This is a genomic window from Tepidibacter mesophilus, from assembly GCF_002724055.1.
In the GTDB taxonomy this organism is placed as follows: Bacteria; Bacillota; Clostridia; order Peptostreptococcales; family Peptostreptococcaceae; genus Tepidibacter_A; species Tepidibacter_A mesophilus.
This window is the reverse complement of record NZ_BDQY01000004.1, coordinates 15477-42277: the sequence shown is the minus strand read 5'-3', so window position 1 is coordinate 42277 and position 26801 is coordinate 15477. Positions and strand designations below refer to the sequence as shown.

The 26801-nt window shown below is 31.4% G+C and carries 22 protein-coding genes and 1 other annotated feature; of the genes, 19 read left to right on the top strand and 3 right to left on the bottom strand.

The features are described from left to right. From Tmeso_RS04275 to Tmeso_RS04255, 5 genes are all read left to right on the top strand, one after another. Complete coding sequence (locus Tmeso_RS04275) at window positions 1–2373, top strand: endonuclease MutS2 (protein ID WP_099188629.1); 2373 nt, start codon at window positions 1–3, stop codon at window positions 2371–2373. Between the two features lie 11 nt (window positions 2374–2384). Next, window positions 2385–2840 (top strand): DUF523 domain-containing protein, encoded by a 456-nt coding sequence (locus tag Tmeso_RS04270; RefSeq protein ID WP_099188627.1) that lies wholly within the window; start codon window positions 2385–2387, stop codon window positions 2838–2840. A gap of 4 nt (window positions 2841–2844) precedes the next feature. Continuing rightward, complete coding sequence (locus Tmeso_RS04265) at window positions 2845–3870, top strand: alpha-hydroxy-acid oxidizing protein (protein ID WP_099188625.1); 1026 nt, start codon at window positions 2845–2847, stop codon at window positions 3868–3870. A gap of 54 nt (window positions 3871–3924) precedes the next feature. Beyond that, window positions 3925–4141 (top strand) — a binding site (T-box leader). 208 nt (window positions 4142–4349) lie between these two features. Continuing rightward, window positions 4350–6056, top strand: coding sequence for an arginine--tRNA ligase (gene argS / locus Tmeso_RS04260; RefSeq protein ID WP_099188623.1), 1707 nt, complete (start codon window positions 4350–4352; stop codon window positions 6054–6056). Window positions 6057–6251: 195 nt separating this feature from the next. Beyond that, window positions 6252–7187, top strand: coding sequence for a hypothetical protein (locus Tmeso_RS04255; protein WP_099188621.1), 936 nt, complete (start codon window positions 6252–6254; stop codon window positions 7185–7187). 66 nt (window positions 7188–7253) lie between these two features. Here Tmeso_RS04255 and Tmeso_RS04250 read toward each other — a convergent pair whose 3' ends face one another. Next, the gene (locus tag Tmeso_RS04250) at window positions 7254–7448 is read right to left on the bottom strand and encodes a hypothetical protein (RefSeq protein ID WP_099188619.1); all 195 of its coding nucleotides are present in this window, start codon (window positions 7446–7448) and stop codon (window positions 7254–7256) included. Between the two features lie 188 nt (window positions 7449–7636). Then, on the bottom strand, window positions 7637–8221 hold the full coding sequence (locus Tmeso_RS04245; protein WP_187296220.1) for a zinc dependent phospholipase C family protein: 585 nt from the start codon (window positions 8219–8221) through the stop codon (window positions 7637–7639). Window positions 8222–8379: 158 nt separating this feature from the next. Between Tmeso_RS04245 and Tmeso_RS04240 the strand changes: the two genes are divergently transcribed. Both Tmeso_RS04240 and Tmeso_RS04235 read left to right on the top strand, forming a co-directional pair. After that, window positions 8380–10137, top strand: coding sequence for a B12-binding domain-containing radical SAM protein (locus Tmeso_RS04240; RefSeq protein WP_099188615.1), 1758 nt, complete (start codon window positions 8380–8382; stop codon window positions 10135–10137). 11 nt (window positions 10138–10148) lie between these two features. Beyond that, window positions 10149–11279: a tetratricopeptide repeat protein gene (locus Tmeso_RS04235; protein WP_099188612.1), complete on the top strand. Its 1131-nt coding sequence runs from the start codon at window positions 10149–10151 to the stop codon at window positions 11277–11279. Window positions 11280–11418: 139 nt separating this feature from the next. Here the strand turns inward: Tmeso_RS04235 and Tmeso_RS04230 are convergent, their stop codons facing one another. Continuing rightward, complete coding sequence (locus Tmeso_RS04230) at window positions 11419–12663, bottom strand: NAD(P)-dependent oxidoreductase (protein ID WP_099188610.1); 1245 nt, start codon at window positions 12661–12663, stop codon at window positions 11419–11421. Between the two features lie 215 nt (window positions 12664–12878). Here Tmeso_RS04230 and Tmeso_RS04225 point away from each other — a divergent pair, with 215 nt between their 5' ends. From Tmeso_RS04225 to acsC, 12 genes are all read left to right on the top strand, one after another. Beyond that, window positions 12879–13775, top strand: a complete 897-nt coding sequence (locus tag Tmeso_RS04225) for a bifunctional enoyl-CoA hydratase/phosphate acetyltransferase (protein ID WP_099188608.1) — start codon at window positions 12879–12881, stop codon at window positions 13773–13775. 586 nt (window positions 13776–14361) lie between these two features. Beyond that, window positions 14362–16272, top strand: a complete 1911-nt coding sequence (gene cooS / locus Tmeso_RS04220) for an anaerobic carbon-monoxide dehydrogenase catalytic subunit (RefSeq protein WP_099188606.1) — start codon at window positions 14362–14364, stop codon at window positions 16270–16272. Window positions 16273–16299: 27 nt separating this feature from the next. Next, on the top strand, window positions 16300–17073 hold the full coding sequence (locus tag Tmeso_RS04215; RefSeq protein ID WP_099188604.1) for an ATP-binding protein: 774 nt from the start codon (window positions 16300–16302) through the stop codon (window positions 17071–17073). A gap of 1 nt (window position 17074) precedes the next feature. Beyond that, a complete protein-coding gene (locus tag Tmeso_RS04210; protein WP_099188602.1) occupies window positions 17075–18751 on the top strand; it encodes a formate--tetrahydrofolate ligase in 1677 nt (558 codons plus the stop codon). A 20-nt stretch (window positions 18752–18771) separates the two neighbouring features. Further along, window positions 18772–19404, top strand: coding sequence for a cyclodeaminase/cyclohydrolase family protein (locus tag Tmeso_RS04205; RefSeq protein ID WP_099188600.1), 633 nt, complete (start codon window positions 18772–18774; stop codon window positions 19402–19404). 33 nt (window positions 19405–19437) lie between these two features. Next, window positions 19438–20292 carry a bifunctional 5,10-methylenetetrahydrofolate dehydrogenase/5,10-methenyltetrahydrofolate cyclohydrolase gene (locus tag Tmeso_RS04200; RefSeq protein WP_099188856.1) on the top strand — a complete coding sequence of 285 codons (855 nt, stop codon included), beginning with the start codon at window positions 19438–19440 and terminating at the stop codon, window positions 20290–20292. 19 nt (window positions 20293–20311) lie between these two features. Then, window positions 20312–20980 (top strand): methylenetetrahydrofolate reductase C-terminal domain-containing protein, encoded by a 669-nt coding sequence (locus tag Tmeso_RS04195; protein WP_099188598.1) that lies wholly within the window; start codon window positions 20312–20314, stop codon window positions 20978–20980. Between the two features lie 23 nt (window positions 20981–21003). Beyond that, window positions 21004–21939: a methylenetetrahydrofolate reductase gene (locus Tmeso_RS04190; RefSeq protein ID WP_099188596.1), complete on the top strand. Its 936-nt coding sequence runs from the start codon at window positions 21004–21006 to the stop codon at window positions 21937–21939. A 136-nt stretch (window positions 21940–22075) separates the two neighbouring features. Continuing rightward, window positions 22076–23470, top strand: coding sequence for a dihydrolipoyl dehydrogenase (gene lpdA, locus Tmeso_RS04185; RefSeq protein ID WP_099188594.1), 1395 nt, complete (start codon window positions 22076–22078; stop codon window positions 23468–23470). A gap of 56 nt (window positions 23471–23526) precedes the next feature. After that, window positions 23527–24294 carry an ATP-binding protein gene (locus Tmeso_RS04180; protein ID WP_099188592.1) on the top strand — a complete coding sequence of 256 codons (768 nt, stop codon included), beginning with the start codon at window positions 23527–23529 and terminating at the stop codon, window positions 24292–24294. A 28-nt stretch (window positions 24295–24322) separates the two neighbouring features. Next, window positions 24323–25267 (top strand): acetyl-CoA decarbonylase/synthase complex subunit delta, encoded by a 945-nt coding sequence (acsD, locus tag Tmeso_RS04175; protein WP_099188590.1) that lies wholly within the window; start codon window positions 24323–24325, stop codon window positions 25265–25267. Between the two features lie 27 nt (window positions 25268–25294). Further along, window positions 25295–26665: an acetyl-CoA decarbonylase/synthase complex subunit gamma gene (gene acsC, locus Tmeso_RS04170; RefSeq protein ID WP_099188588.1), complete on the top strand. Its 1371-nt coding sequence runs from the start codon at window positions 25295–25297 to the stop codon at window positions 26663–26665. Window positions 26666–26801: the final 136 nt, after the last annotated feature.

Here is a 26801-nt window from a genome sequence, read left to right as displayed (position 1 = left end):
ATGAATCAAAAATCATTAAGAGTTTTAGAATATTTTAAAATAATAGATATGTTAAAAGAAAGGATATCTTCTTCTCTTGGAAAAAGATATGTGGATGAATTAACACCGTCTACTAATCATGAGGAAGTTATCCAGATGCAAAAGGAAACTAGCGAAGCTCAATCTATAATAATTAAAAGAGGATCTGTTCCTCTTGGTGGTATACATGATGTAGAGATGCTTGCAAAAAAAACAAAGATAGGTTCATCTCTTGATATGGGACAGCTTTTAATGGTTGCAGATACTTTAAGAGGTGCTAGAGTTTTAAAAAACAGTATAGGAAAGTCGGATGATGTATCGTATCCTATAATACAGGCTTTAACAGATAGTCTTCATACTTTTAAAGATATAGAGGATAGGATATTTAATTCTATAATAAGTGAAATAGAGATGTCTGATAACGCAAGTCATACTCTTAAGGGTTTAAGACGTGGGATTGTTCAAAAGAATCAATCTATAAGATCAAAGCTTAATTCTATAATATCCTCAACTTCTTATCAGAAATATTTACAGGATGCAATAATTACTGTAAGAGGGGATAGATTCGTAGTGCCTGTAAAGCAGGAGTATAGGTCTAATGTGGCTGGAATTATACATGATCAGTCTTCGTCTGGAGCTACTTTATTTATAGAGCCTATGTCTATAGTTAATATGAATAATGAACTAAGAGAGCTTAAGCTGAAAGAAAGAGAAGAGATAGAGAGAATACTTAGTGAGCTTTCAAGTTTTATTGGAGAAGTTGCAGATGAAGTTATATCTAATGGAAAGGTACTTGGAAAGGTAGACTTTATATTCGCTAAGGGTAAGTTGTCTTTTTCAATGAAGGCTATAGAGCCTACTATAACTAATGATAAGAATCTTAATATAAAAAACGGTAGACACCCTCTACTTGATCCAAAGGATGTTGTACCGAGTAACATATGGATTGGAAAAGAATTTAGTACATTAGTTGTAACTGGTCCAAATACTGGAGGTAAGACGGTAACGCTTAAAACTGTCGGATTATTTTCTTTGATGACTCAAAGTGGTCTTCATATACCAGCAGATTACGGAAGTCATATGTGTATATTTGATAACATATTTGCAGATATAGGGGATGAACAAAGTATTGAGCAGAGTTTATCAACATTTTCATCTCATATGACTAATATTGTTGATATATTAAAGGATGTAACTACTAATTCGCTTGTATTGTTTGATGAACTTGGAGCTGGTACAGATCCGGTTGAGGGGGCTGCACTTGCCATGGCGATACTTAACGACTTATATGATCTTAAAGCTCTTACAATAGCTACAACTCACTATAGTGAACTTAAGCATTATGCACTTACTAAAGAAGGAGTTGAAAATGCTGCTGTAGAATTTAATGTTCAAACTTTAAGTCCTACGTATAAACTGTTAATAGGAGTTCCTGGTAAATCAAACGCATTTGAAATATCTAAAAGACTTGGACTTGGTGAATATATAATACAAAAGGCTAAAAACTTTATAAACAGTGAAAATATAGAATTTGAAGATTTACTTCAAAATATAGAACAAAATAGAATTGATACATTAAAAGAAAAAGAAGAAGCAAATAGACTTAAAGAAGAAGTTAGGAAGCTAAAAGAAGAGCTTCTTGTAAAAACGGAGAGAGTATCTGTTCAAAGAGATAAGATAATCAACGAAGCAAAAAGAGATGCTTTAAAGATTATGAGAGATTCTAAAGAAGAAGCAGATATGATAATTAAAGAAATTAGAAAGCTTCAAAAGCAAGGTATAGACAAAGATAAAAATAGAGAAATAGAGAATTTAAGAAGAGAAATGAATGAGTCTATGAAAGGCCTTCATTCTAATGTGAAGGATATGATAGTACCTAAGGTTGCGAAAAAAGCTATCAAAAACTTAAAGGCTGGGGATGATGTGAAAGTAGTAACACTTAATCAACAGGGAAGTGTATTATCTGTTGATAATGATAAAAAAGAAGCTTTAGTTCAAATAGGTATTATGAAGATGGCCTTGCCTTTTGCATCTTTAGAGCAAATAAAGTCTAATAATAAGGATGTTCTAAAATCAGGTGCAGGTAAGATACTTAAGAAAAAAACATTTAATATAAAGCAGGAGATTGACTTAAGAGGTATGAATCTTGAGGAAGCCATGGTAGAGGTTGATAAATATTTAGATGACGCTTATCTAGCTGGGATACCAAAGGCTACTATAATACACGGGATAGGAACAGGGGTATTAAAAGCTGGAATGAAGGAGATGTTAAAAAAACATAGACATATAAAGAGCTATAGAGATGGAGTATATGGAGAAGGTGGAGCTGGAGTTACTATAGTTGAATTTAAATAGGAGATGGTAGGATGATCTTGGTTTCTGCTTGTTTGATTGGTGTTGATTGCAGGTATAATGGAGGAAACAACAAAAATGATAAGATGATGGATTACTTAAAGGATAAAAATATAATTCCTGTATGTCCAGAACAACTAGGGGGCCTTTGTACCCCTAGGATTCCAGCTGAAATAGTTGGAGGAAGTGCTGATGATGTAATAGATGGTGAGGCTAAGGTTATTAATAAAGAAGGTCAAGATGTAACTAAAGAATTTTTAAAGGGTGCATATGAAACTTTAAAAATATGTAGAACATTAGAGATAAAAAAAGCTATATTAAAGGAAAAAAGTCCTTCTTGTGGAAGCAATCAAGTATACGATGGAAGTTTTAAATCAAAGATTATAGATGGATATGGTATAACTGCCGCCCTTTTAATAAAGGACGGTATAGATTTAAAATCAGAAACATACTTTGAAGGGGGAGAATAATAGTATGGAATTGAATGAAGTTAAAAAACTTGCAAGAGAGAGAATGAAAGGCTACTGTGGTCTTTGTAGAGAATGTGATGGAACTTCATGTTCAGGAAAGGTTCCTGGGATGGGAGGAACTAAAACTGGAAGTACATTTAAGAGAAACTATGAGACTTTAAGCAATGTAAAAATAAACTTAAGAACAATACATAATGTAAAAGACCCAAATATGAGTACTGAAATATTTGGCAAAAAAATAGAAATACCTTTAATAACAGCACCTGTTACAGGCAGTTCTATTAATATGGGAGGATTTTTAACTGAAGATCAATATAGTGACGATGTAGTTATTGGAAGTGTTAATTCTGGAACTTTTGCTATGACTGGTGATAGTGGCAATCCTCAATTCTTTATAGATGGTTTGAATTCTATAAAAAAGGTTGATGGAGTTGGAATAGCTATAATAAAACCTAGAGACAACGAAAAAATAATAGAAAACATAAGAAAAGCTGAAGAGGCGGGTGCTTTAGCGGTAGGAGTGGACATAGATGGTGCAGGACTTGTAACTATGGCACTTCATGGGCAACCAGTTGGACCAAAAACAGTAGAAGAATTAAAAGAGCTAGTATCATCTACTGAGTTGCCTTTTATATTGAAAGGTATAATGACTGCTGATGAAGCTGAGTTAGCAGTTGAAGTAGGGGCTGCTGCTATAGTTGTTTCTAATCACGGAGGAAGAGTATTAGATCATACTCTAGGAGTTGCAGAGGTACTTCCTGAAATAGTTAAAAAAGTAAAAGGTAAAATAACTATACTAGCAGATGGTTCTGTAAGACAAGGTGTTGATATATTAAAATATATAGCTCTTGGAGCAGATGCAGTACTTGCAGCTAGACCTATTATATGGGGTTCTTATGGAGGCAGACAAGAAGGGGTAGAATTAGTTATAAGTAATTTCAAAAATGAATTAAAGCAAGCCATGATACTTACAGGATGTAACGATATAAAATCTATAGATGAAACTAAAATAGTGAATTTAAATAAATAAAATCACTTGACTTTATTTAAAAATTCTGTTAATATACATTGTAAAACTGAAATTATAAATTCTATGATAGGAAAAGTAGATATGATGATTGTTTTAGCGAGCTAGTGGTTGGTGAAAGTCTAGCAACATAGTCTTATCGAAACGCATCCTTGAGAATATTTTCTGAAATTAGTAGGAAAATACGGGTCGTTTACGTTAAAAACATATGAGTGGATATATAATTTATATATCAATAAGAGTGGTAACACGGGATATAACTCTCGTCTCTTTTTTAGAGATGGGAGTTTTTTGTATTGTATGAATATTCAAATGAAGAGTATGTACTCTATAAGAAATTATATGCTTTTCAAGCTGGGTATAATATAGCTGAAAGTACTAAAGTATCAACTATTTTTGAGCAACGAAGCCCGTAGGGATCGTTGGCGATATGAGTCAGTGCGTAGCGACTAGACGAATTTTTTTTATAGGAGGAATATAAAATGAAGGATTTTAAATTAGAGGTAGCTGATATTATATCGGCACAAGTTTCAGATTTAACTTTAGAAGAAATTATTTCTTTAATAGAAATACCACCAAATAAAGATATGGGGGACTATGCTTTTCCATGTTTTAAACTAGCTAAAGCTTTTAAAAAAGCACCTAATATGATTGCAAATGAACTTTGCGAAAAGATAGAAAAAACTGATTTAATACAAAGAATGGAAACAGCTGGAGCCTATATAAACTTTTTCGTAGACAAATCTTCTTTAGCTAAGTCAGTAGTTACAGAAGTTTTAAAGAAAAAAGATGATTATGGTAAGAGTGATTTAGGAAAAGGTAAAAAGGTTATAGTTGAGTTCTCGTCTCCTAATATAGCAAAGCCTTTTCATATAGGACATATTAGAAGTACTGTAATAGGTAATTCTTTATACAATGTATATAAGACACTAGGATTTGATACTGTAAGAATAAATCACTTAGGAGATTATGGAACTCAATTTGGTAAGCTTATAGTTGCGTTTAAAAAATGGGGAGATGAGGAAGAAGTAAAACAAGCTCCTATTAAAACTTTACTTAAGTTATATGTTCAATTCCATGATGAAGCTGAAAAAGATGCATCATTAGACGAAGAAGCTAGAATGTGGTTCAAAAAGCTTGAAGATGAGGAAGAAGAAGCGGTTAAATTATGGAAGTGGTTTAGAGAAGTAAGCTTAGAAGAATTTAACAGAGTTTACGATATGTTAGGGGTAGAGTTTGATTCATACGCAGGAGAAAGTTTCTACTCTGACAAAATGCCTAGAATGATAGATATAATGAATGAAAAAGGGCTATTAAAAGAATCTAAAGGAGCTAATATAGTAGATCTTGAGGATTATAACATGCCTCCAGCGCTTATAACTAAGAGTGATGGATCAACGTTATATTTAACAAGAGATATAGCAGCTGCAACTTATAGAAAAGAAACATATGATTTCTATAAAAACATATATGTTGTTGGATCTCAACAAATACTTCATTTTAACCAATGGATGAAGGTTGTGGAGCTTATGGGATTTGATTGGGCTAAGGATTGTGTTCATGTTCCATTTGGAATGGTAAGTCTTGAAGAAGGAACTATGTCTACAAGAAAAGGAAGAGTAGTTTTCTTAGAAGACGTTTTAAAGAAAGCTGTAGATGCAACTAAGGAAATAATCAAAAATCAAAAGAAAAATATAGATATTGAGAATATAGATACGGTAGCTAAGGAAATAGGAGTAGGAGCTGTGGTATTCCAAGAACTATCAAACAATAGAATAAAGGATTATACATTCTCTTGGGATAGAACTTTAGATTTTCAGGGAGAAACAGGACCATATGTTCAATATACTCATACTAGAGCTTGTTCTGTTCTTAGAAAAGCAAATGAAGAAGTAACTATGGATGTTGATTTTTCTGTATTATCAGATGATGATAGTGTTAATGTTATAAAAGAAATAGGAAACTTCCCTAAAGCGATACAAGATGTAATCAAAAATAACGAGCCTCATATAATAGCTAGATATGTAGTTGATTTAGCACAAGCATTTAATAAATTTTATCATGATAATGCGATAATAGTAGAAGATGAGAAAGTTAGAAAAGCAAGACTTGCTCTTGTTTTAGCTACAAAGCAAACTATAAAGAATGCATTATCATTACTTGGGGTAGAAGCACCTGAAAGAATGTAATTTGTCGAAAAATAAAGCTTTACATCTAAAAATATATTATTATATAATAAATATATAAAAAATATAGAATAGTGGCATAATGACTCACATCAATGCTACTACCCCCCTATGTAGCAGCTTAACAGCTGCTATTTTTTTTGGAATTTGGGAAAACTATTAAGATATTCGACTTAATCAAGATTTAGGAGTGTTTGTATGGAAAATAGGATAATGAATTCTTATATATATTCGTTTTGTAGTGGTAACAATTATTTAAACGATCTAATTAAAATTATTACGAAGTCTTTGATAGATCACAAAACTACAAAGACTGTCTATGTAGACTATAACAGGTTAAGAGAAGAACTTGTGTTTTACAAGTACTACGGGCTTAAAAATGAAGACTATTTATATGATATAACCTATGTACTTCCTATAATACTTTCAAATAAAAATTTAGAAAAATCACAAGCAGAAGTAATAAAGAATATATCTTATTATTGCAAATTGAATAAAGAAGATATAAAAAAGTATGAATACATGATTATAGGTATATCTTATAATTTTTTAATTCATACTCTTATCTTAGATAAGGATATTGAATTTAATAAATTACTTCAAAATATTAAGGAACAGATAATAGGATTTACATTTGATGAAAATGAAGAAAAAAAAGATATTATAAAATTTGAAAGAAGCAGGATAAAATTTATTCAAAAAATAGATAAATGCATAGATGAAAAAATAGAAGAATTAAGAGAAGAAAGTATTGTGGATGGATTTTTTAGAGTTATATATCAATTATATGTAAAAGACTCACATGAAAATAATCAAAGTCTTTTAAGCCTTAAAAATTCTATACTCGGTATTCTAGGATTTCAATTTGATGATTTAAATATATCTGATTTAAACTTTGTTAAATCTTTAGGAAATTATATTATAAAGCTTAGAAAATATGAGATAAATAAAAAAGAATATAATCAAAGTACACATCCAACAGAATTTATAAATTTAAGTGTTGGAGATTCTATATATAACCCTATATTGAATAATGTAACTGTTATAGATAAAAGCATTAAAGAAGATATTCTTCATATAAAAATAAGATCAAAATCTGGTGAATATGAGTTTAAGTTTAAGAAGACTAATTAAAGTTTAAGAGAAAAATGAAGTTCATTGAAATATAGTTAATATTTCAATGAACTTCATTTTTGAATTCTATTTTTCTAAAAACTTTAAAAAATCATCTTCACTTGTCTCTGCTAAAAAGCAAAGCTCTTTAACCATATTGTTTCTTAAATTAATAAAATCATCTATTTTAGTATTTTCGTATGTATATTCTAAAGATTTAACAATTAAAAGTAAATCTCTCTTTGAAATTTGATCTATAGATATTTTATCGAATGATTCCATAATAATGAGCTCCTTTCACAACTAAAAGTAATATTATTACTTAATTTTCTATAAAATAGTTTAAAAACCTTCAAAAAATGCAAAAATAATGATGAATAGTGAAATGTAAGAAGAAAGAATACAGAATTACATAAAGTCCTATACTATTATACATAAGGTGAAAGCATAATAATATAGGACTTGTTAAATTAAACTGTGATTTTATTAAATGATTCTATTAACGAATTTTCAGTTATTATTATACCAATCGCACTTGATATGTTTATAGAACTTATAACGTCGTTTTCGAATCCCATTTCATTTTCAGTATAGGAATGGTGAAGTTCTTCTATAAGATTTTTAATATTCTCCTTGTCTATGTTTTCTATATAAGGGGATTTGACTTTGTTAAGACCTTCAAAATTAACGAAATATTTATGTAGGTCTTTTTCATATTTTAAATGTTCAAATAGCTTGTCATGATAGTAATCTCTATTATGATGTGGAAGACAAAAAAAATCAGATAAAAAATGACTTATAACCCCTAAATTTGTAGAAAATCTGTTTATAGATATAGGGTTTTCTCTAAGTCCATTATCTATCAAATTTAATATTTCATTTAAAACAAAATCAAAACTTTGATCTTTATAGTGTTTTTTTACAGCAAGTCTAGGGGCTATGTCTGGCTTCATAGCTCCGTATGATAGTAGTTTGAGGTTCAAATCTATATTTAAGTGATTCTTTATATTGTAATGTATATGGTTTGCTATAATATTGTGACTTTGAACTAACAAAAGTATCACCTTCTTTCAATTGTGTCTTAACTCTATTTTAAACCAGATGATAATAAATTTCAAATATAAATGATATATTTACTTTATTTAACAAATAGAATTTTTTTTTTTTTTATGATAATATATAATGATGTATTATTAAGAAAGGGCGGATTATATTGAAAATACTTTTAACTACTCTTAATTCAAAATTTATTCATACTAATTTAGCTATTAGATATTTAAATAGCTTTTGTAAAGATTTGGCTTATATTACTGTTGCTGAGTATACTATAAACAATAGTGTGGATTATATATTAAAAGAAATTTACAATCAAAAGTCTGATATAGTAGTATTTTCTACATATATATGGAATGTAGATGATACTATAAAAATCTGCAAGAACTTAAAAAAAGTGAGCCCTCATATTAAGATATTACTTGGAGGACCAGAAGTTTCTTATGATTATGAAGAATTCATGAAAAAACATGATTGCATAGATTACATAATATATGGAGAAGGGGAATTGACTTTTAGAGAATTTATAGAATATTCCCTGGGAAAAAAAGATATTGAATGTATAGATGGTCTTATTTATAGAAAAAAGGATTTTATAATGGTTAATAAAACAAGACAGTTAATAAATGATCTTAATGTAATACCTAGCCCTTATGAAAATATAGATAAAAAGGAATATGAAAATAGAATCGTATATTACGAAACATCAAGGGGATGTCCTTTTAATTGTCAATATTGCTTATCTTCTACTATAAAAGGCCTTAGATTTTTTGATATAGATAGGGTCAAAATAGAACTTAAAAACTTGATAGATGCTAATGTTAAGCAAGTTAAATTTGTAGATAGAACATTTAATGCAAGAAAAGAATATGCACTTGATATAATGAAATTTATTATGGAAAATGATAATGGCTTTACAAACTTTCACTTTGAGGTGACGGCTCATTTAATAGATGATGATATGTTGGAGTTTTTATCAAAGTGTAGTCCTGGTCTTTTTCAATTTGAAATAGGAGTTCAATCTACGAATGAAAAGACGTTAAAAGAAGTAGGAAGAACACAGAATTTTGAAAGATTATCTTATGTTGTCAATAAAGTTTCAAGTTTTAAAAATATTCATCAGCATTTAGACTTAATAGCAGGTCTTCCGTATGAAAATTATGAAAGTTTTAGAAATTCATTTAATACAGTATTTAATCTGGATATAGAACAATTGCAGCTTGGATTTTTGAAGATGTTAAAGGGGTCTGGTATTAGAAATAATTCTAAAAAACATGATTATATATTTAAAGACTATACGCCTTATGAAGTGTTAGGTAATAAGTATATGAGCTATGATGAAATATTAAAAATAAAGGATGTAGAAGCGATTCTTGAAATTTACTATAATTCGAATAATTTTAAGCTTTCTATGGATTATATAATAAAGAAGCATTATAGTGAAGATGCTTTTAAATTATTTGAAGATTTATCTTCTTATTGGGAAGATAATAATTATTTCAAAATGTCACAGGGAAAGAATCAATTATACAATATACTACTTGATTTCTATATTAATGTTATAAAAGAAGATGTTGATATATTTAAGGATGTACTTAAATACGACTATATTTCTCTTGGCAGGGTATCATCTTTACCTAATATGTTTGATAAAATAGAGTTAGATGATTTTAAGAATAGGTGCCATATATTTTTAAAGAATGAAGGAAATATTATAAAATATATTCCAAAGTTTGAAAATACTCCGGCTAAGAATATAATTAAATATGTTCAATTTGAACCTTTTAGTTATGATGTATTAAAACTAAAAGAAAATATAAATGAAAATTTGGATAAAGAATTAAATACCATATTGTTTGTTTATGATTTAGATAAAAAGGTGTTTGAGAAAAGTAATTCATATAAGGTTGTTATTTAGGAGGGATATTTATGAAGTTTAAGATAGAAAAACATTTATTAATTAAAACTGAAAATTTGGCTTTTTTAAGTATAAAAGAGGATGCGAAGCTTCCTCTAAAGGGATATGCTATTCCAAGTGGAGGAGTAGATGTTCCTATACTTAATGAGGAATTAGTTAAAGGGATAAAAGATAAAAGTGCAGAAGAAGCATTAACATTGTCATCTTTAGCAAATGGCATGGTATACATAATAGGAGTTGATTCAAACTTTAAATACAACGAAGAGTATAAAAGATTTTTATATGCATTTGATGATAGAATAGAAGAATATATAGGTTATATGGGAGTTAAAAAAGCTAATGAAAAAGAGCTTACAGATGCATTGATTTATTTTAAGTCTCTTATAACTTTAAATAAGGATAATATAAATGGTATTTATAATTATGCCTTAGTGTGTCAAGATGTAGCAAAAATTCATGAAAAGAACAAAGAAGAAAAATTGATGAATGATTTTCTTCTTGAAGCTTTAGATAAATTAGAAACTATAGTAGATATAGAGCCTGATTTTGGTCTTGCTTATTATCATCTTGGATATCATTACTACAATCAAAAACAGTATATAAAAACTAAGATTACTTGGGAACAAGCATTGGAATGCGAATTAGATGAAAATACAGTAATGGAGATAAAAAATGAATTAAAAAAGATTGAAGATAAGGTTGATTATGAAGAAGGATACAATTTGGTATTACAGGGAAATGCACAGGAAGGTATTGAAAAGTTACTTCCATTAAAAGATGAATATCCTGATTGGTGGAATTTATTGTTTTTTATAGGGCTTGGTTATAGGCAATTAGGAAATATAAATGAGTCTATACAATACTTCGAAAAAATACTAATTCTTAATCCTACGCAAATAGATACTATAGTTGAGATAGGGCTTTGTTATGCTGCTACTGGAAACTTAGAAAAATCAATAGAAGAGTTTAAAAAGGCTTTAGAAATAAAAGAAGATCCTGAAGTTATGTGTAACCTAGGAATGGCCTATCTTGAAACTGGAAATCTAGATGAAGCTAGATTTTATATAGAAAAGGCGTTTACTTTAAATCCAGATGATGAAGTTACGCTAGTTTGTCTTAATGAATTAAAAAAATTCGTCTAGTTGCTACGCACTGACTCATGTCGCCAACGATCCCTACGGGCTCCGTTGCTTAAAATAGTTGCAAGTTTATTTTTTATAACAAGTTATTCATAAAGCGAAAATCATATAATTCTTATATAATAAGAAATACGAGAAGTAATTACTTCTCGTATTTTTTCATTATATATTCATCTATAGCCATTGCAACTTTCTTCGATACATTAACAGCTTCAACAACAGTTTTAGCTCCTGTAACAACGTCTCCTGATGCAAAGACACCATCTCTAGTAGTTCTGCCTAAGGAATCTGTAATTACAAGCCCGTACTTGTTAAGGTTTATACCTTTTGAAGTAGATACTATATTAGATTTTGGACCTTGGCTTACAGCAACTATAATAGAATCTGCCCTGAAAATATCTTCAGATTCTTCCATTGTAACGAAGGTTATGTTACCTGACTCATCCTCTATTTTCTTAGTTCTTATGTACTTAACACCCTCATCTACAAACTCTATAGGAGTTTTAAAAGTTTCAAATTTTACTCCATCTATCTTAGCGTATTCTATTTCATAATTAGTAGCAGACATATCGCATATATCTTTTCTATACATTATGTATACATCTTTACAACCGCGTCTTATAGCAGTTCTAGCAACATCCATAGCAACATTGCCGGCCCCTATGACACATACTTTTTCACCTAAATCATAAACACTAGGGTTTTTTAAGTAATCAATAGCATAATGAACATGACCAAGACTTTCCCCCTTTATATTTAAAGTGTTAGGGTTCCATACACCTGTACCTATGAAAATAGCTTCATATCCATCTCTGTTAAGAGTATCTATGTTTATAACAGGACCTATTAGTGTATTTGGACGTATTTTAACTCCGAGTTCAATTAACTTATCCTTAAGTTTGTCCAGAATTATTTTAGGAAGTCTAAACTCTGGAATACCATATCTTAATACCCCTCCTATCTTATCATGAGCTTCAAATATAGTAACATCATAACCCTTTAAAGACAGCATAAATGCTATAGTAATACCGGCAGGTCCTGAACCAATTATAGCCACTTTTTTATTTAATCTTTTGTTTTTGTCAATAGAAGAACTATTTAAATAATAATTAGAAATATAATGTTCTATAGAACTTATTTGAACAGGACTTCCTTTGATACCAAGAATACAATTACCTTCACATTGATTTTCATGTGGACATACTAGAGAACAAATAACAGAAAGAGGATTGTTGTTAAATAATATTTCTCCAGCTTGTTTAATTTCGCTATCTAAAAGTAATTGTATGACCTCTGGAATAGACGTATTTACAGGACAACCTTGCTTACATTTTGGATTTTTACACTGCATACATCTTTTGGCTTCTTCTACAATATGATTTCCCATAAATATCAACTCCTATTAAAATTTACTTTATTACTAAAAATATATTATACCATATAGCAAGATTAAGTTGAATTTAATATTTGGAACATACTTTTATTTAAAATTTCATAGATAAAAAATTGCTTTTACCATAGATAAAAAAGGGAAAACGATTGAAGTATAGAACTTAAATAGTATATAGAAAAAAGACATTAGTAAGGAGGTATTAAGTTATAATGATAAAAAAATTAGATCAAGTAATAAGCAAAGTTAAAAGTATACAAACTATGAAATTAGCAGTTGCATCTGCTCAAGACGAAGAAGTTTTAAAAGCTGTATTTGATGCTAGAAAAAAAGGGATTATAGAACCTATATTAGTTGGTGACACTGAAAAAATAAAAGAAATAGTTAAAGAGTTAAATGAAAATATAGAAGGGATAGAACTAATAGAAGCTAAAGAGTTAAAAGAAAGTGCTGAAATTGCTGTAAAGCTTGTGTCTAGCAAAAAAGCAGACTTTGTCATGAAGGGACTAATAGACACATCTATACTTTTAAAAGAAGTTTTAAATAAAGAATACGGACTTAGAACAGAAAGTCTTTTAAGTCATGTAATGGTATATGAACTTCCGAGTTACCATAAGCTGCTGATTCTTACTGATGGAGGAATGAACATTAGTCCAAATCTAGACCAAAAATATAAGATAATGAATAATGCTATACAAGTTGGAAAATCATTAGAACTTGAAACGGTAAAAGGAGCTTGTATTGCTGCAAAAGAAAAAGTAAGTGATAAAATGGTAGCTACGGTTGATGCAGATCAACTTTCTAAGATGGAATATGGAGAGGGTGTTATAGTTGAGGGGCCTCTTGCGTTTGATTTAGCTATATCAAAAGAAGCTGCTAAGATAAAGAACTTTAATAGTGAAGTAGCTGGAGATGCGGATATAATGCTAGTTCCTACAATAGAGGTTGGTAACGGAATCGGTAAGGCCTTGACTTATATGGCTGATGGTAAATCTGCAGGCATAATAATGGGAGCTAAAGCACCGGTTGTATTAGTATCAAGAGCAGATACACATGAATCAAAATTATATTCAATAGCAATAGGCGCTTTAATTGCAAATAATAAATAATATACATATTATACAATGATAATGTATATATATAATTTGTAATAAGAATTATATATATACATTATCTATATAAAAAAAGTATGATTTTTTCATAGATACAAAATAATCATTATGTGAAATTTTAGTGAAGTATAAAAAATACTCAAATTATTCGACAAAAAAATAACATTAAATTTATCGTTAAAATAGATTAGAAAATTAAAATTATAAACGAAAATATACATTGAAGAAATAAATAAAATAATGTTTTTATATTTATTAAAAATATACAATAAAAAATGTAAAAATATACAACAAAGACAGTGAAATATGTTATAATTGAGTTAATAAATGGAAGTCAATGTAATGAAAAAATATATTTTTTGAGTGTAATTGTTTTTAAATTAACAAATTAAAGAGATTTATTAATTCCATTAAATAAAATCCGTTATTTGTTTTGGGACTTAGAAATAGTATTTTAGTACTCGTGAAATTTGAATAATAATGAATACTTATCTGAAGATAACAAAAAAAAGTCATGAAGACTCTTTTTGTTGTTATATAAATTTGAAATTTCAAGAGGTTACCAGTAAAAGGGGGAAGAAATATGGATGAAAAATTATTGTCAATTGATAATGCCACTAATGAGCTAATTAAAAAAGCTCAGACAGATGGAGTAGAGACTCTTTGGGATAGAAAAGAAAATATGAAACCATGTCCTATGGGGGAAAAGGGAATATGCTGTAGAATTTGTACAATGGGACCATGTAGAATAACTCCAAAAACACCTAGAGGTCTTTGTGGAGCAGATGCAGATGTTATTGTATCAAGAAACTTTGCAAGAATGGTAGCAGCAGGGGCAGCAGCACATTCAGATCATGGTAGAGATATAGCTCATGTACTTCATATGTCAAGTAAAGATGGTAATTATAAGGTTAGAGATGAAGCTAAGTTAATGAAATTAGCTAAAAGATGGGATATAGAAACAGACGAAAGAGATATATATGATATAGCTCATGAAGTTGCAGGATTTGCACTTAATGAGTTTGGAAAGCCTTTTGGAACATTAGAATTACCTCCATCATTGCCACAACAAAGAAGAAAGGTTTGGGAAGATTTAAATATAGTACCAAGAGCTATAGATAGAGAAGTTGTAACTGTTATGCATTCAACTCATATGGGTTGTACTGCTGATGCAGATAGTATGTTAAATATTTCAATGAGAACAGCTCTTGCTGATGGATGGGGAGGTTCTTACATAGCAACAGAACTTAGTGATATATTATTTGGAACTCCAGTACCGAGAGAAACAGAAGCAAATCTTGGTGTTTTAGAAGAAAATTATGTAAATATAGTACTTCATGGGCATGAGCCTTCATTATCAGAAATGATAGTACTTGCAGCAGAAGATCCAGAACTTGTATCTTTAGCTAAAGAAGTTGGAGCGGAAGGAATAAATCTTGCTGGTATGTGCTGTACAGCAAATGAGGTTACAATGAGACATGGAGTTAAAATAGCTGGAAACTTTGCTCAACAAGAGCTTGCAGTATTAACTGGAGCAGTAGAAGCAGTAATAGTTGATGTTCAATGTATATTCCCAGCGTTAGCATCTCTTACAGATTGTTATCATACAAAATTCATAACTACATCTCCAAAAGCTAGAATTAAGGGTGCTACTCATCTAGAATTTGATGAAGAAAAAGCATTCGAATCAGCAAAATCAATAGTTAAAGAAGCTATACTAAATTTCGCAAATAGAGACAATAAAAAAGTATTTATACCTAAAACTAAAAATCATGCAACTGTGGGATATAGTGTTGAAGCTATAATCAATCAATTAGATAAAGTTGTAAACTCTCACATAGATCCAGCTGGAACTGTTAAGCCTCTTGCTGATTGTATAACATCAGGGGTTATAAGAGGAGCTGCTGGAGTAGTTGGATGTAATAATCCTAAGGTTAAGCATGATTACGGACATGTTGGTCTTATAAAAGAACTTATTAAAAACGATGTAATAGTTGTTGTTACAGGATGTGCAGCACAAGCTTGTGCAAAGGCAGGACTTTTAAGCAAAGATGCTAGAAAGTTAGCTGGTCAAGGTCTTGCAACTGTTTGTGAACTTGTAGATATACCACCTGTACTTCATATGGGTTCTTGTGTTGATATAAGTCGTATACTAGAACTTGTAGGAGAAGTTGCTAAATTCTTAAATGTTGATATTTCCCAATTACCAGTTGTTGGAGCAGCACCTGAGTGGATGTCAGAAAAGGCAGTAGCTATAGGAACTTATGTTGTTTCATCAGGAATAGATACATGGCTTGGAGTAGCACCACCTGTAACAGGAGGACCAAGAGTGTTAGAAGTACTTACAAATGAACTCGAAAATATGGTTGGAGCTAAATTCTTTGTAGAGCCAGACCCTGTAAAAGCTGCAGGACAAATAATAGAAAGAATAGAACAAAAACGTAAGGTTTTAGAAGAAATGTTCGAGAATAAGGAAGAATTAGCTAAAGCTTAAAAATAAACTGAAAAAAGGTGATAAAACATGAAAATAGCTGTAACAGGAAAAGGTGGAGTAGGAAAAACAACATTTTCAGCAATGCTCTCTAGAATATATGCAGACGAAGGTTATCGAGTTTTATCAGTTGATGCAGATCCTGATGCCAATTTAGCTTTGGCATTAGGATTTCCACAAAAACTAATAGATGAAATAGTACCCATATCAGAAATGAAAAATTTAGTAGAAGAAAGAACTAGTGCACAAGCTGGATCGTTTGCTAAAATGTTTAAAATGAATCCAAAAGTAGATGACATACCTGATAGATACTGTAAGGAGTATAATGGAGTAGGCGTTCTTAGCATGGGAACTGTTGATACTGGTGGCTCTGGGTGTGTTTGCCCAGAACATGTATTACTAAAAAGACTTACTTCTCATTTGATTCTTCAAAATAAAGATGTAGTTGTAATGGATATGGAAGCTGGAATTGAACATTTAGCAAGAGGAACAGCTCAAGGAGTAGATGCTTTTATAGTAGTAGTTGAACCAGGAGAAAGAAGTCTTCAGACTTATAGAAAGGTAAGGAAGTTAGCTGAGGATTTAGGAGTTCGCAAAGTTTGGGTAGTTGCAAATAAGATAAGAAATCAAAAAGACGAATGTTTTATAATAGACAATGTTAAAAAAGAAGAATTTTTAGGTTTTATATATTATAATGAAGATGTAATAAATTCAGACAGGTCAAATTTATCTCCTTATGATAATAGCAAAAAAACTAGAGAGGAGATAAAGTACATAAAACAAAAAATACAAGGGGGAATTTAAAATGAGTTTTAAATCTGATATTGAAATAGCTCAAGAAGCTAAGCCTCAAGATATAAGGGAAATTGCTAAAAAGCTTAATTTGACGGAAGAAGATATTGAGTTGTATGGAAAATATAAAGCTAAAGTCGATTATAACTTATTAAAGAGAGAAACTGGCAAAAAATCTAAATTAATATTAACTACAGCTATAAATCCAACACCAGCTGGAGAAGGAAAAACAACTACAACTATAGGTGTTGCAGATGGACTTGCTAAGCTTGACAAAAATGTTTTGGTTGCCCTAAGAGAGCCATCTCTTGGACCTGTATTTGGAGTTAAAGGTGGAGCAGCTGGTGGAGGGTATGCACAAGTTGTTCCAATGGAAGATATAAACTTACATTTTACTGGAGACTTCCATGCTATAGGTGCTGCAAACAACTTACTTGCAGCTATGATAGATAACCATATATATCAAGGAAATAAACTTGATATTGATCCAAGAAGAGTAACTTGGAGAAGATGTGTTGATATGAATGATAGACAGTTAAGATTTGTAGTTGATGGACTTGGTGGAAAGGCTAATGGAATGCCAAGAGAAGATGGATTTGATATAACTGTTGCATCTGAAATCATGGCAGCGTTTTGTCTTGCAAATAATATATCAGATTTAAAAGAAAGGCTGTCTAAAATAATAATTGGTTATAGTAGAGCTGGAGAGCCTGTTACTGCTGGAGATATAAATGCACACGGCGCTATGGCAGCACTTTTAAAAGATGCTCTAAAACCAAACCTTGTACAAACGCTTGAAGGAACACCAGCATTCGTTCACGGAGGACCATTTGCAAATATAGCCCATGGTTGTAACTCTGTAATAGCTACTAAGATGGCTATGCACTTTGCAGACTATGTGATAACAGAAGCAGGATTTGGAGCTGACCTTGGAGCTGAAAAATTCTTAGATATTAAATGTAGAATGGCTGATTTAAAGCCTGATGCAGTTATAATAGTTGCGACTGTTAGAGCTCTTAAATACAATGGTGGAGTAGCTAAGAATGATTTAAATGAAGAAAACTTAGAAGCATTAGAAAATGGACTTCCAAACTTATTAAAACATGTTGAAAATATTACTAAGGTATATAAATTACCTGCAGTAGTCGCTATAAATAGATTCCCACTTGATACAGAAGCTGAACTTAATTTAGTTAAACAAAAATGTGAAGAACTAGGTGTTAATGTTGCTCTATCAGAAGTATGGGCAAAAGGTGGAGAAGGTGGAGTTGAAGTAGCTAAAGAAGTTCTTAGATTAATAGAAGAAGAAGATAACGACTTTACTTTTGCATACGAATCTGATATGCCGATTAAAGATAAAATAAGAGCTATAGCTCAAAAAATATATGGAGCGGATGATGTTGACTTCACTCCAGCTGCAACTAAGGAAATAGAAAATCTTGAAAAACTTGGTTTTAAAGAAATGCCTATATGTATGGCAAAAACTCAGTATTCATTAACTGATGATCAAACAAAACTTGGAAGACCTACAGGGTTTAATATAACTGTAAGACAAGTAACAGTTTCAGCCGGAGCTGGATTTATAGTAGCTTTAACTGGCGAAATAATGAAGATGCCAGGACTTCCAAAGGTTCCAGCAGCAGAGAAAATAGATGTAGATGCAAATGGAACAATAGCAGGATTATTCTAAGAATAATAGGAGGAACTAATATGAAATTAATAGAGAAAAACTCTATGGAGTTCGTTGAAGTTCTTGCTTCTAAAGCAGCTGTCCCTGGAGGTGGAGGGGCAGCAGCTTTGGTAGGAGCTATAGGAATGGCTCTTGGAAGCATGGTTTGCAACTTGACGATAGGAAAGAAAAAATACGCTGAATATGAAGATGTAGTTAAAGAAGCATTAGAAAAAGCTACTAAAATTCAAGAAGAGTTACTAAAGATGGTAGATGAAGATGCTGAAAATTTCCTACCTTTATCAAAGGCATATGGAATAAAAGCTAACACAGAAGAAGAGAAAAAAGAAAAAGATAAAGTAATGGAAGAAGCTTTGAAAACAGCATGTTCGGTTCCTATAGAAATAGTAAGAACTTGCTATGATGCTATAAAACTCCATGAAGAGTTGGTTGGTAAGACTTCAATGCTTGCTATAAGTGATATAGGAGTAGGGGTACAGTGTTTAAGAGCTGCCATTATAAGTGGAAAATTAAATGTAGCTATAAATATAAACTCTATAAAAGATCAAGAGTATGTAAATAAAGTTAAAGAAGAGACAGATAGATTAGTTTGCGAAGGAATTAAGATAGCTGATGAGGTTTACAAAAAAGTTGAGCAAGAACTTTGTAAATAGAAAGGGGAATTTTAAATGGCAGATGCAGTAGTTATGGATAGTATTATAAAAGGAAAACCAGTTGCTGATAAAATATCAGCTGAGTTAACAAAAGAAGTAGAAGAGTTAAAGTCTAAAGGAATCAATCCTAAGCTTACAATAGTTAGAGTAGGTGCGAGAGGAGACGACTTAGCATATGAGCGTGGGGCACTTAAAAGATGTGAAACAGTAGGTATATTGACAGAAGTTAAGGAACTTTCTGAGGATATAACTCAAGAAGATTACATAAATGAATTAAAAAAGGCAAATGAAGACAATTCGACTCACGGTATATTATGCTTTAGACCTCTTCCAAAACATTTAAATGAAGAACAAATAAAATATGTTATATCTCCTGAAAAAGATATAGATTGTTTTAGCCCTGTAAATGCGGCAAAGGTTATGGAGGGAGACAAATCAGGATATCCACCATGTACACCTACTGCAGTAGTAGAAATATTAAAGCACTATGGTGTAGAACTTTCTGGAAAGAAAGTAGCTGTACTTGGAAGATCTATGGTTGTTGGAAAACCAGCTGCAATGCTTTTATTAAACGAGAATGCAACAGTTACTATATGTCATTCAAGAACTAAAGATTTAGAAAAAGTTACAAGTGAAGCGGATGTATTAGTAGCTGCTGTTGGAAGAGCTAAAATGGTTAAAGCAAACTTTGTAAAAGAAGGCGCAGTAGTTATAGATGTTGGAATAAATGTTGATGAAAATGGAAAATTATGTGGAGATGTTGATACAGAGGATGTTAAGGGTAAAGCATCTATGATAACACCAGTTCCTGCTGGAGTTGGATCTGTTACAACTTCTGTACTTGCTAAACATATAGTTAAAGCTTGTAAAATGCAAAATAACGCATAAAACAAGGGGGGGAATAGAGATGATAATTTCAGAAAAAAAACCTTTAGAGGAAGTTCTAGATTATATAAAGGATGCTCAAAAGGTGATAGTTACAGGATGTTCATTATGTGCATCAACATGTAAGGTCGGTGGAGAAGAAGAAATTGAAGAAATGAAAAATATATTACAAGAAAATGGTAAAGAAGTTTTAGGGGTAAAGCTTTTAGATCCATCATGTAATTTATTAAAAGTAAAAAAAGATTTAAAATCATTAAAAGCAGAATTAAAAGAATCGGATGCTATAATTTCTTTAGCTTGTGGAGATGGAACTCAAACTATAGCTAAGAATGTTAAAATTCCAGTATATCCAGGAAATAACACTATGTTTATTGGAGAAATTGAAAGAGTTGGTCAATTCTCTGAATCTTGCAAGGCTTGTGGTGAATGTGAACTTGGGTGGACGGGAGGTATATGTCCTGTTACTATGTGTGCTAAAGGATTACTAAATGGAGCATGTGGTGGAGCCAAAGATGGAAAATGTGAGGTTGATTCACAAAATGATTGCGCATGGATAAAAATCTATGAGAGATTAAAAGAATTAGATCAGCTTGATAATTTAACAGCTATAAAACCAGCTAAAGACTATAAAAAATGTGCAAATCCAAGACATATAAACTTAAAGAAAAAAGAAGAATTAGCGGAAGCTTAGAAGGTTTAAAAGGGGGATTTGAGATGAGCTTATTAAGAAAGGCTTTAGAAAGTGGGGAATTCGGTGTTACAGCTGAAATGGCTCCTCCTAAAGGGATTGATTTTAAACATTTAATAGAGTGTGCAAGGATGATAAAGGGAAGAGTACAGGGAGTAAATGTAACGGATTTTCAATCAGCTGTTATGAGAACAACATCTCTTGCTACATGTAAGGTTTTAAAGGATGAGGGTCTTGAGCCTGTTCTTCAAATGACAGGAAGAGATAGAAATAGAATAGCTATACAAGGAGAATTATTATCAGCTGGATTATTTGAAATTAAGAACATGCTAGCTTTAACAGGAGATCATACAGTAGTAGGAGATCATCCTGGAGCAAAGCCTGTTTATGATTTAGATTCAGTAGGAATACTTCAAACAGCTGAAACTCTAATGGGTGGAGCTGATATGGTTGGGAATGAATTGAAAGGTAGTCCGGAATTTTATCTAGGAGCTTGTGTAACTCCAAGATATGCTCCTTTAGAAGTACAAATACTTAAGATGGAGAAAAAGATAAAAGCAGGAGCTAAATTCTTCCAAACTCAAGCTGTATTTGATATAGATACGATGAGAGAATTTAGAGAAAAAACTAAGCATTTAGATTGCAAAGTATTAGCTGGAATAATACCTTTGAAAAATGTTGGAATGGCTAGATTTATGAATGCCAATGTTCCTGGAATATATGTGCCGGAAGAGGTTATAGAAAGAATAAAGAATTCTGCAAATAATGTAGAAATACCAGATGGAGCAACAGAGAAAGAAGTAAAAAAATTAAAGTCAGATGCTAGAGTTCAAGAAGGAATTAATGTTGCTGGCGAATTTATAAGACAATTAAGAGAAGAAAACTTATGTGATGGGGTACACATAATGGCAATTGGAGCAGAAGAAAATGTACCAGCGATACTAGATGCTGCTGGATTATAGAATTACTCAATAAAAATCATTAGACAGTCATATGTTGTTTTAATGCAAAAACAGTAGGATGGCTTTATTTATACATACAGATGCATATAAATGCACGTAAAATGCATAAAAATAGAGAAAAATTGGGGGATTTTAGATGAAAATAGCAGTAATAGGGGGAGGACCAGGAGGATACGTAGCGGCTATTAAAGCATCTATGATGGGTGCTGATGTTACATTAATAGAAAAAAGAAGAGTAGGTGGAACTTGCTTAAACGTTGGATGTATACCTACTAAGGCATTGCTTGCATGTTCAGAGATGTTGATGAATGTTAGAGAGTCTAAAAGCTATGGCATTAATATAGACGGTACTATTAATGCAGATTTTGAATCTATGATGAATAGAAAAGATAAAATCGTAGAGCAACTTGTAAAAGGAATAGAATTTTTATTTGAAAAAAAAGGTGTAAAGCTTGTAAATGGATTTGGAAAATTAATAAGCAAGAATGAAATAGAGGTTTCTAAAGAGGATGGATCAAAGGAAGTAATAAAAGCGGATAAGATAATACTTGCAACAGGATCTGTACCTATAGTACCTCCTATGTTCCCATATGATGGTGAAAAAGTTATAACTAGCGATGAGGCTTTGAATTTGAAAGAACTTCCAAAGTCTATGTTAATAGTTGGAGGTGGAGTAATCGGATGTGAGTTTGGTCAATTTTTTAGAACTCTAGGAACTGAAGTTTCTATAGTTGAGATGAATGACCAAGTTCTTCCTTTTGAAGATAAAGATGTAGCTAAACAGTTGCAAAGAAGCTTTAAAAAGGATAAAATTAAACTATTAACAGACAAAAAAATACAAAACTGTAATATTGAGGATGGGAAAGTCGTAGCGAATCTTGATAATGGAAAATCAGTAGAAGCGGATATTATGTTAGTTTCTGTTGGTAGAAAACCTTACCTTGAAAACTTAGGAATACAAGAGCTTGGGATTGAAATAGAAAGAGGAAAAATAGTAGTAGATGAAAAAATGCAAACAAATATAGATGGAATATATGCAATAGGGGATATCGTAGATAGCCCTTTCCTTGCACATGTAGCTTCTAAGGAAGGTATGATAGCAGTTCAGAATGCTCTTGGAAAAGATAAGAAAATAGATTATACAGCTATTCCAAGATGTGTATATACAGAGCCTGAGGTTGCAGGTGTTGGGCTTACTGAAAAGCAGTTAGAGGAAAAAGGTATACAGTATAAAACAGGTAAATTTGAGTTTAGGGGACTTGGAAAAGCTCAAGCAATAGGAAAATTCCAAGGGTTTATAAAGGTATTAGCAGATAGTGAAGATAAGATAGTAGGAGCTTCTATTATAGGTCCTCATGCGACAGACTTATTAACAGAGCTTACTTTGGCTGTTAGCTTAGGGCTTACTGTAGAACAAGTAGGAGATGCTATTCATCCTCATCCAACTTTATCAGAAGGATTGATGGAAGCTTTACATGATGTACATGGAGAATGTGTACATTCAGTTACAAAAGCAAAAGCTGACGCTTAATAAAGATAGAGCTTTATTAAAAGCTCTGTCTGTTATACAAGTTAGGGGGTATAGTAATGGGATATACAATAGCTGTAGCAGGAAAAGGTGGAACTGGAAAAACTAGCTTGACAGGGCTTTTAATAGACAATTTGGTTAAAAAAGGAGAAAATCCAATACTTGTTGTTGATGCAGATGCAAATGCAAACATAAATGAGGTATTAGGTGTAGATGTAGAATGCACTATAGGAGAAATAAGAGAAGAAGTAAGTCAGAGAGAGATATCTGGAAATGGATTTCCTGGAGGTATGACTAAAGCTCAGTATTTAAAGTATAGACTAAATACCGCTGTAACAGAGGGAAATGGGTACGATCTTTTGGTTATGGGAAGATCAGAAGGACAAGGTTGTTACTGTTATGTAAATGGAGTTTTAAGGGAACAAACAGATTCATTATCTGATAGTTATAAATACTTAGTTATAGATAATGAAGCTGGGATGGAACATCTAAGTAGAAAAACTACTAAACATATAGATACTTTATTTCTTGTAAGTGATTGTTCAAGAAGAAGCATTCAAGCAGTTGGAAGAATCAAAGAACTTGTAAAAGAACTTAATTTAAAAGTTAGTAATATACATCTAATAGTTAATAAAGCAATGGATGGACAGTTACACGAAGGGGTAAAAGAAGAAATTGCAATTCAAGGTTTGAATCTAATAGGCATAGTCCCGATGGATGAAATGATATATGAATACGATTCAAGCGGAATACCATTAGTTAAGTTACCAGAAGACAATAAATCTAAACTAGCTATTAAAGAGATATTATCTGAAATAGAAATTTAAAAAAGTAGTTATTAAGGGGGCGATTTTTGTGGCATTTAAAATGTCTGTTCAAAAATATGCAGGAAAAATTTCTGAAGTTGAAATTGGAACTGGAGAAAAAGCTTTAAAATTAGGTGGAGAAAATGTAATGCCATTTTACAGTTTTGATGGAGATTGTGGAAATACACCTAAGATGGGAGTAGAAATATTAGATGTATTCCCAGAAAATTGGATAGAGCCATTAAAAGATTTATATAAGGATGTAGCTGAAAATCCAGTTGAATGGGCTAAGTTTGTAGAAAAAGAAATGGAACCTGATTTTATATGCTTAAAGTTTGAAGGCGCTGATCCTAATGGATTAGATAGATCTGCTGAGGAATGTGCACAAGTTGCAAAGGATGTAGTAGAAAGTGTCGAGGTACCTGTAGTTATTTCTGGATGCAATAACTTTGAAAAAGATGCAAAGGTATTTGAAAAGGTAGCAGCAGCAGTTGATGGTAAAAATTGTTTATTTTTAGCAGCCGTTGAAGAAAACTATAAAGCAGTAGGAGCGGCAGCTGGTATGGCTTATCCTCATAAAGTAGTAGCAGAGTCTTCTGTTGATATAAACTTAGCTAAGCAATTAAATATATTGTTAAGCCAACTTGGAGTTAAAGAGGAAAATATAGTTATGAACATAGGTTGCTCGGCTGTGGGATATGGATATGAGTATGTTGCTTCAACTATGGATAGAATCAGACTTGCAGCATTTGGTCAAAATGATAAAACACTTCAAATGCCTATAATGGCACCTGTTTCTTTTGAAGTTTGGTCGGTTAAAGAGTCTGTTGCTGATGTTGAAGATGTTCCAGAGTGGGGAAGTAAAGAAGAAAGAGGAATAACTATGGAAATATCAACTGCATCTAGTATGCTAGTGGGGGGAGCGAATGCGGTTATACTTCGTCATCCGAAATCTTTAGAAACTATGAAAAAATTTGTATGTGAATTAGCATAATAAATAGAGGTTAAGGGGGAAAGAAAAATGGCTTTAAAAGGATTAGATATATTTAAGTTATCTCCAAAGAAAAACTGTAAGGATTGTGGATTTCCAACATGTATGGCATTTTCTATGAAGGTTGCAGCAGGAGCAACTGAAATATCAAAATGTCCTCATATGAGTGAAGAAGCATTAGCTAAACTTTCAGATGCTACTGCACCACCTATGAAATCTTTAACTATAGGTAAGGGTGAAAATGAGTATAAACTAGGTGGAGAAACAGTACTTTTCAGACACGAAAAAAGTTTTGTTAATAGAAATAGATTTGCAGTATTATTATCTGACTCTATGGATGATGAAACTATAAATACAAAGATAGAGAACATTAAAAAAGTTGACTACATAAGAATCGGGGAACAAATGAAGGTTGAAATAGCTGCCTTAAAATATAGTGGAAATAAAGAAAATTACATTAAATTAATAAACAAAGTCAAGGATAGTGAAATAAAAGTAGCTTATATGTTAATTTGTGAAGATATAGATGTATTAAAAGAATGTCTTGAAATAGTTAAGGGAGAAAATCCTATAGTTTACGGAGCTAACAAAGAAAACTATAAAGAAATGGTAGATATTGTTAAAAATGACAAATTAGCATTAGGTGTCAAAGCAGATAATCTTGAAGAGTTATATAGTTTAGTAGAAAATATTCATAAATTAGGATATAAAGAGTTAATATTAGACCCTACTGGTGACAATGTTAAGGAATCCTTTACTAATGCAGTTCAAATAAGAAGAATTGCTTTAAAAGAGGGAGATAGAGCATTTGGATATCCTTCAGTTGTATTTGCTAATGAGATTGCAAAAGGTGACAAGAATATGGAGGTTGCGATATCTTCTTTATTTACAATTAAGTATGGATCTATAATAGTTCTTGATGATATAGATTATTCTAGAGCACTTCCATTATTTGCTCTAAGACAAAATATATATACAGATCCTCAAAAACCTATGAGAGTTGAACCTAAGATTTATCCTATAAATAATCCAGATGAGAATTCTCCGGTTCTTGTTACTGTTGACTTTGCTCTTACTTACTTTATAATAGCTGGAGAAATAGAAAGATCTAAGGTCCCAATGTGGCTTGCAATACCAGATGCTGGAGGATATTCTGTTTTAACAGCTTGGGCTGCTGGGAAATTCGGAGGAAGTAGTATTTCAAACTTCATCAAAGAGAGTGGAGTATCAGAAAAAACTAAGTGCAGAAAGCTTATAATACCTGGAAAGGTAGCAGTTTTAAAAGGTGACATTGAAGATAATTTACCTGGATGGGATGTTGTTATAGGAACTAACGAATCTATGGAACTTCCTAAATTTTTGAGAGATTTTAATGAAGAATTAATAACTGCTAAAGCTTAATAAAAAAATTCGTCTAGTGCTACGCACTGACTAATGTACCCAACGATCCCTACGGGCTCCGTTGAGCAAAATAGTTGCAAGTTTAGCTCTTTCAATAGGTTATCTAGAAAACGGAAATTTTACAATTTCTTAGTAA

Bases quoted from the DNA above. Each gene is read 5' to 3' on its own strand.
- Tmeso_RS04275 (WP_099188629.1), top strand. From the start codon at position 1: ATGAATCAAAAATCATTAAGAGTTTTAGAATATTTTAAAATAATAGAT.
- Tmeso_RS04270 (WP_099188627.1), top strand. From the start codon at position 2,385: ATGATCTTGGTTTCTGCTTGTTTGATTGGTGTTGATTGCAGGTATAAT.
- Tmeso_RS04265 (WP_099188625.1), top strand. From the start codon at position 2,845: ATGGAATTGAATGAAGTTAAAAAACTTGCAAGAGAGAGAATGAAAGGC.
- argS (WP_099188623.1), top strand. From the start codon at position 4,350: ATGAAGGATTTTAAATTAGAGGTAGCTGATATTATATCGGCACAAGTT.
- Tmeso_RS04255 (WP_099188621.1), top strand. From the start codon at position 6,252: ATGGAAAATAGGATAATGAATTCTTATATATATTCGTTTTGTAGTGGT.
- Tmeso_RS04250 (WP_099188619.1), bottom strand. From the start codon at position 7,448: ATGGAATCATTCGATAAAATATCTATAGATCAAATTTCAAAGAGAGAT.
- Tmeso_RS04235 (WP_099188612.1), top strand. From the start codon at position 10,149: ATGAAGTTTAAGATAGAAAAACATTTATTAATTAAAACTGAAAATTTG.
- Tmeso_RS04230 (WP_099188610.1), bottom strand. From the start codon at position 12,663: ATGGGAAATCATATTGTAGAAGAAGCCAAAAGATGTATGCAGTGTAAA.
- Tmeso_RS04225 (WP_099188608.1), top strand. From the start codon at position 12,879: ATGATAAAAAAATTAGATCAAGTAATAAGCAAAGTTAAAAGTATACAA.
- cooS (WP_099188606.1), top strand. From the start codon at position 14,362: ATGGATGAAAAATTATTGTCAATTGATAATGCCACTAATGAGCTAATT.
- Tmeso_RS04215 (WP_099188604.1), top strand. From the start codon at position 16,300: ATGAAAATAGCTGTAACAGGAAAAGGTGGAGTAGGAAAAACAACATTT.
- Tmeso_RS04210 (WP_099188602.1), top strand. From the start codon at position 17,075: ATGAGTTTTAAATCTGATATTGAAATAGCTCAAGAAGCTAAGCCTCAA.
- Tmeso_RS04205 (WP_099188600.1), top strand. From the start codon at position 18,772: ATGAAATTAATAGAGAAAAACTCTATGGAGTTCGTTGAAGTTCTTGCT.
- Tmeso_RS04200 (WP_099188856.1), top strand. From the start codon at position 19,438: ATGGATAGTATTATAAAAGGAAAACCAGTTGCTGATAAAATATCAGCT.
- Tmeso_RS04195 (WP_099188598.1), top strand. From the start codon at position 20,312: ATGATAATTTCAGAAAAAAAACCTTTAGAGGAAGTTCTAGATTATATA.
- Tmeso_RS04190 (WP_099188596.1), top strand. From the start codon at position 21,004: ATGAGCTTATTAAGAAAGGCTTTAGAAAGTGGGGAATTCGGTGTTACA.
- lpdA (WP_099188594.1), top strand. From the start codon at position 22,076: ATGAAAATAGCAGTAATAGGGGGAGGACCAGGAGGATACGTAGCGGCT.
- Tmeso_RS04180 (WP_099188592.1), top strand. From the start codon at position 23,527: ATGGGATATACAATAGCTGTAGCAGGAAAAGGTGGAACTGGAAAAACT.
- acsC (WP_099188588.1), top strand. From the start codon at position 25,295: ATGGCTTTAAAAGGATTAGATATATTTAAGTTATCTCCAAAGAAAAAC.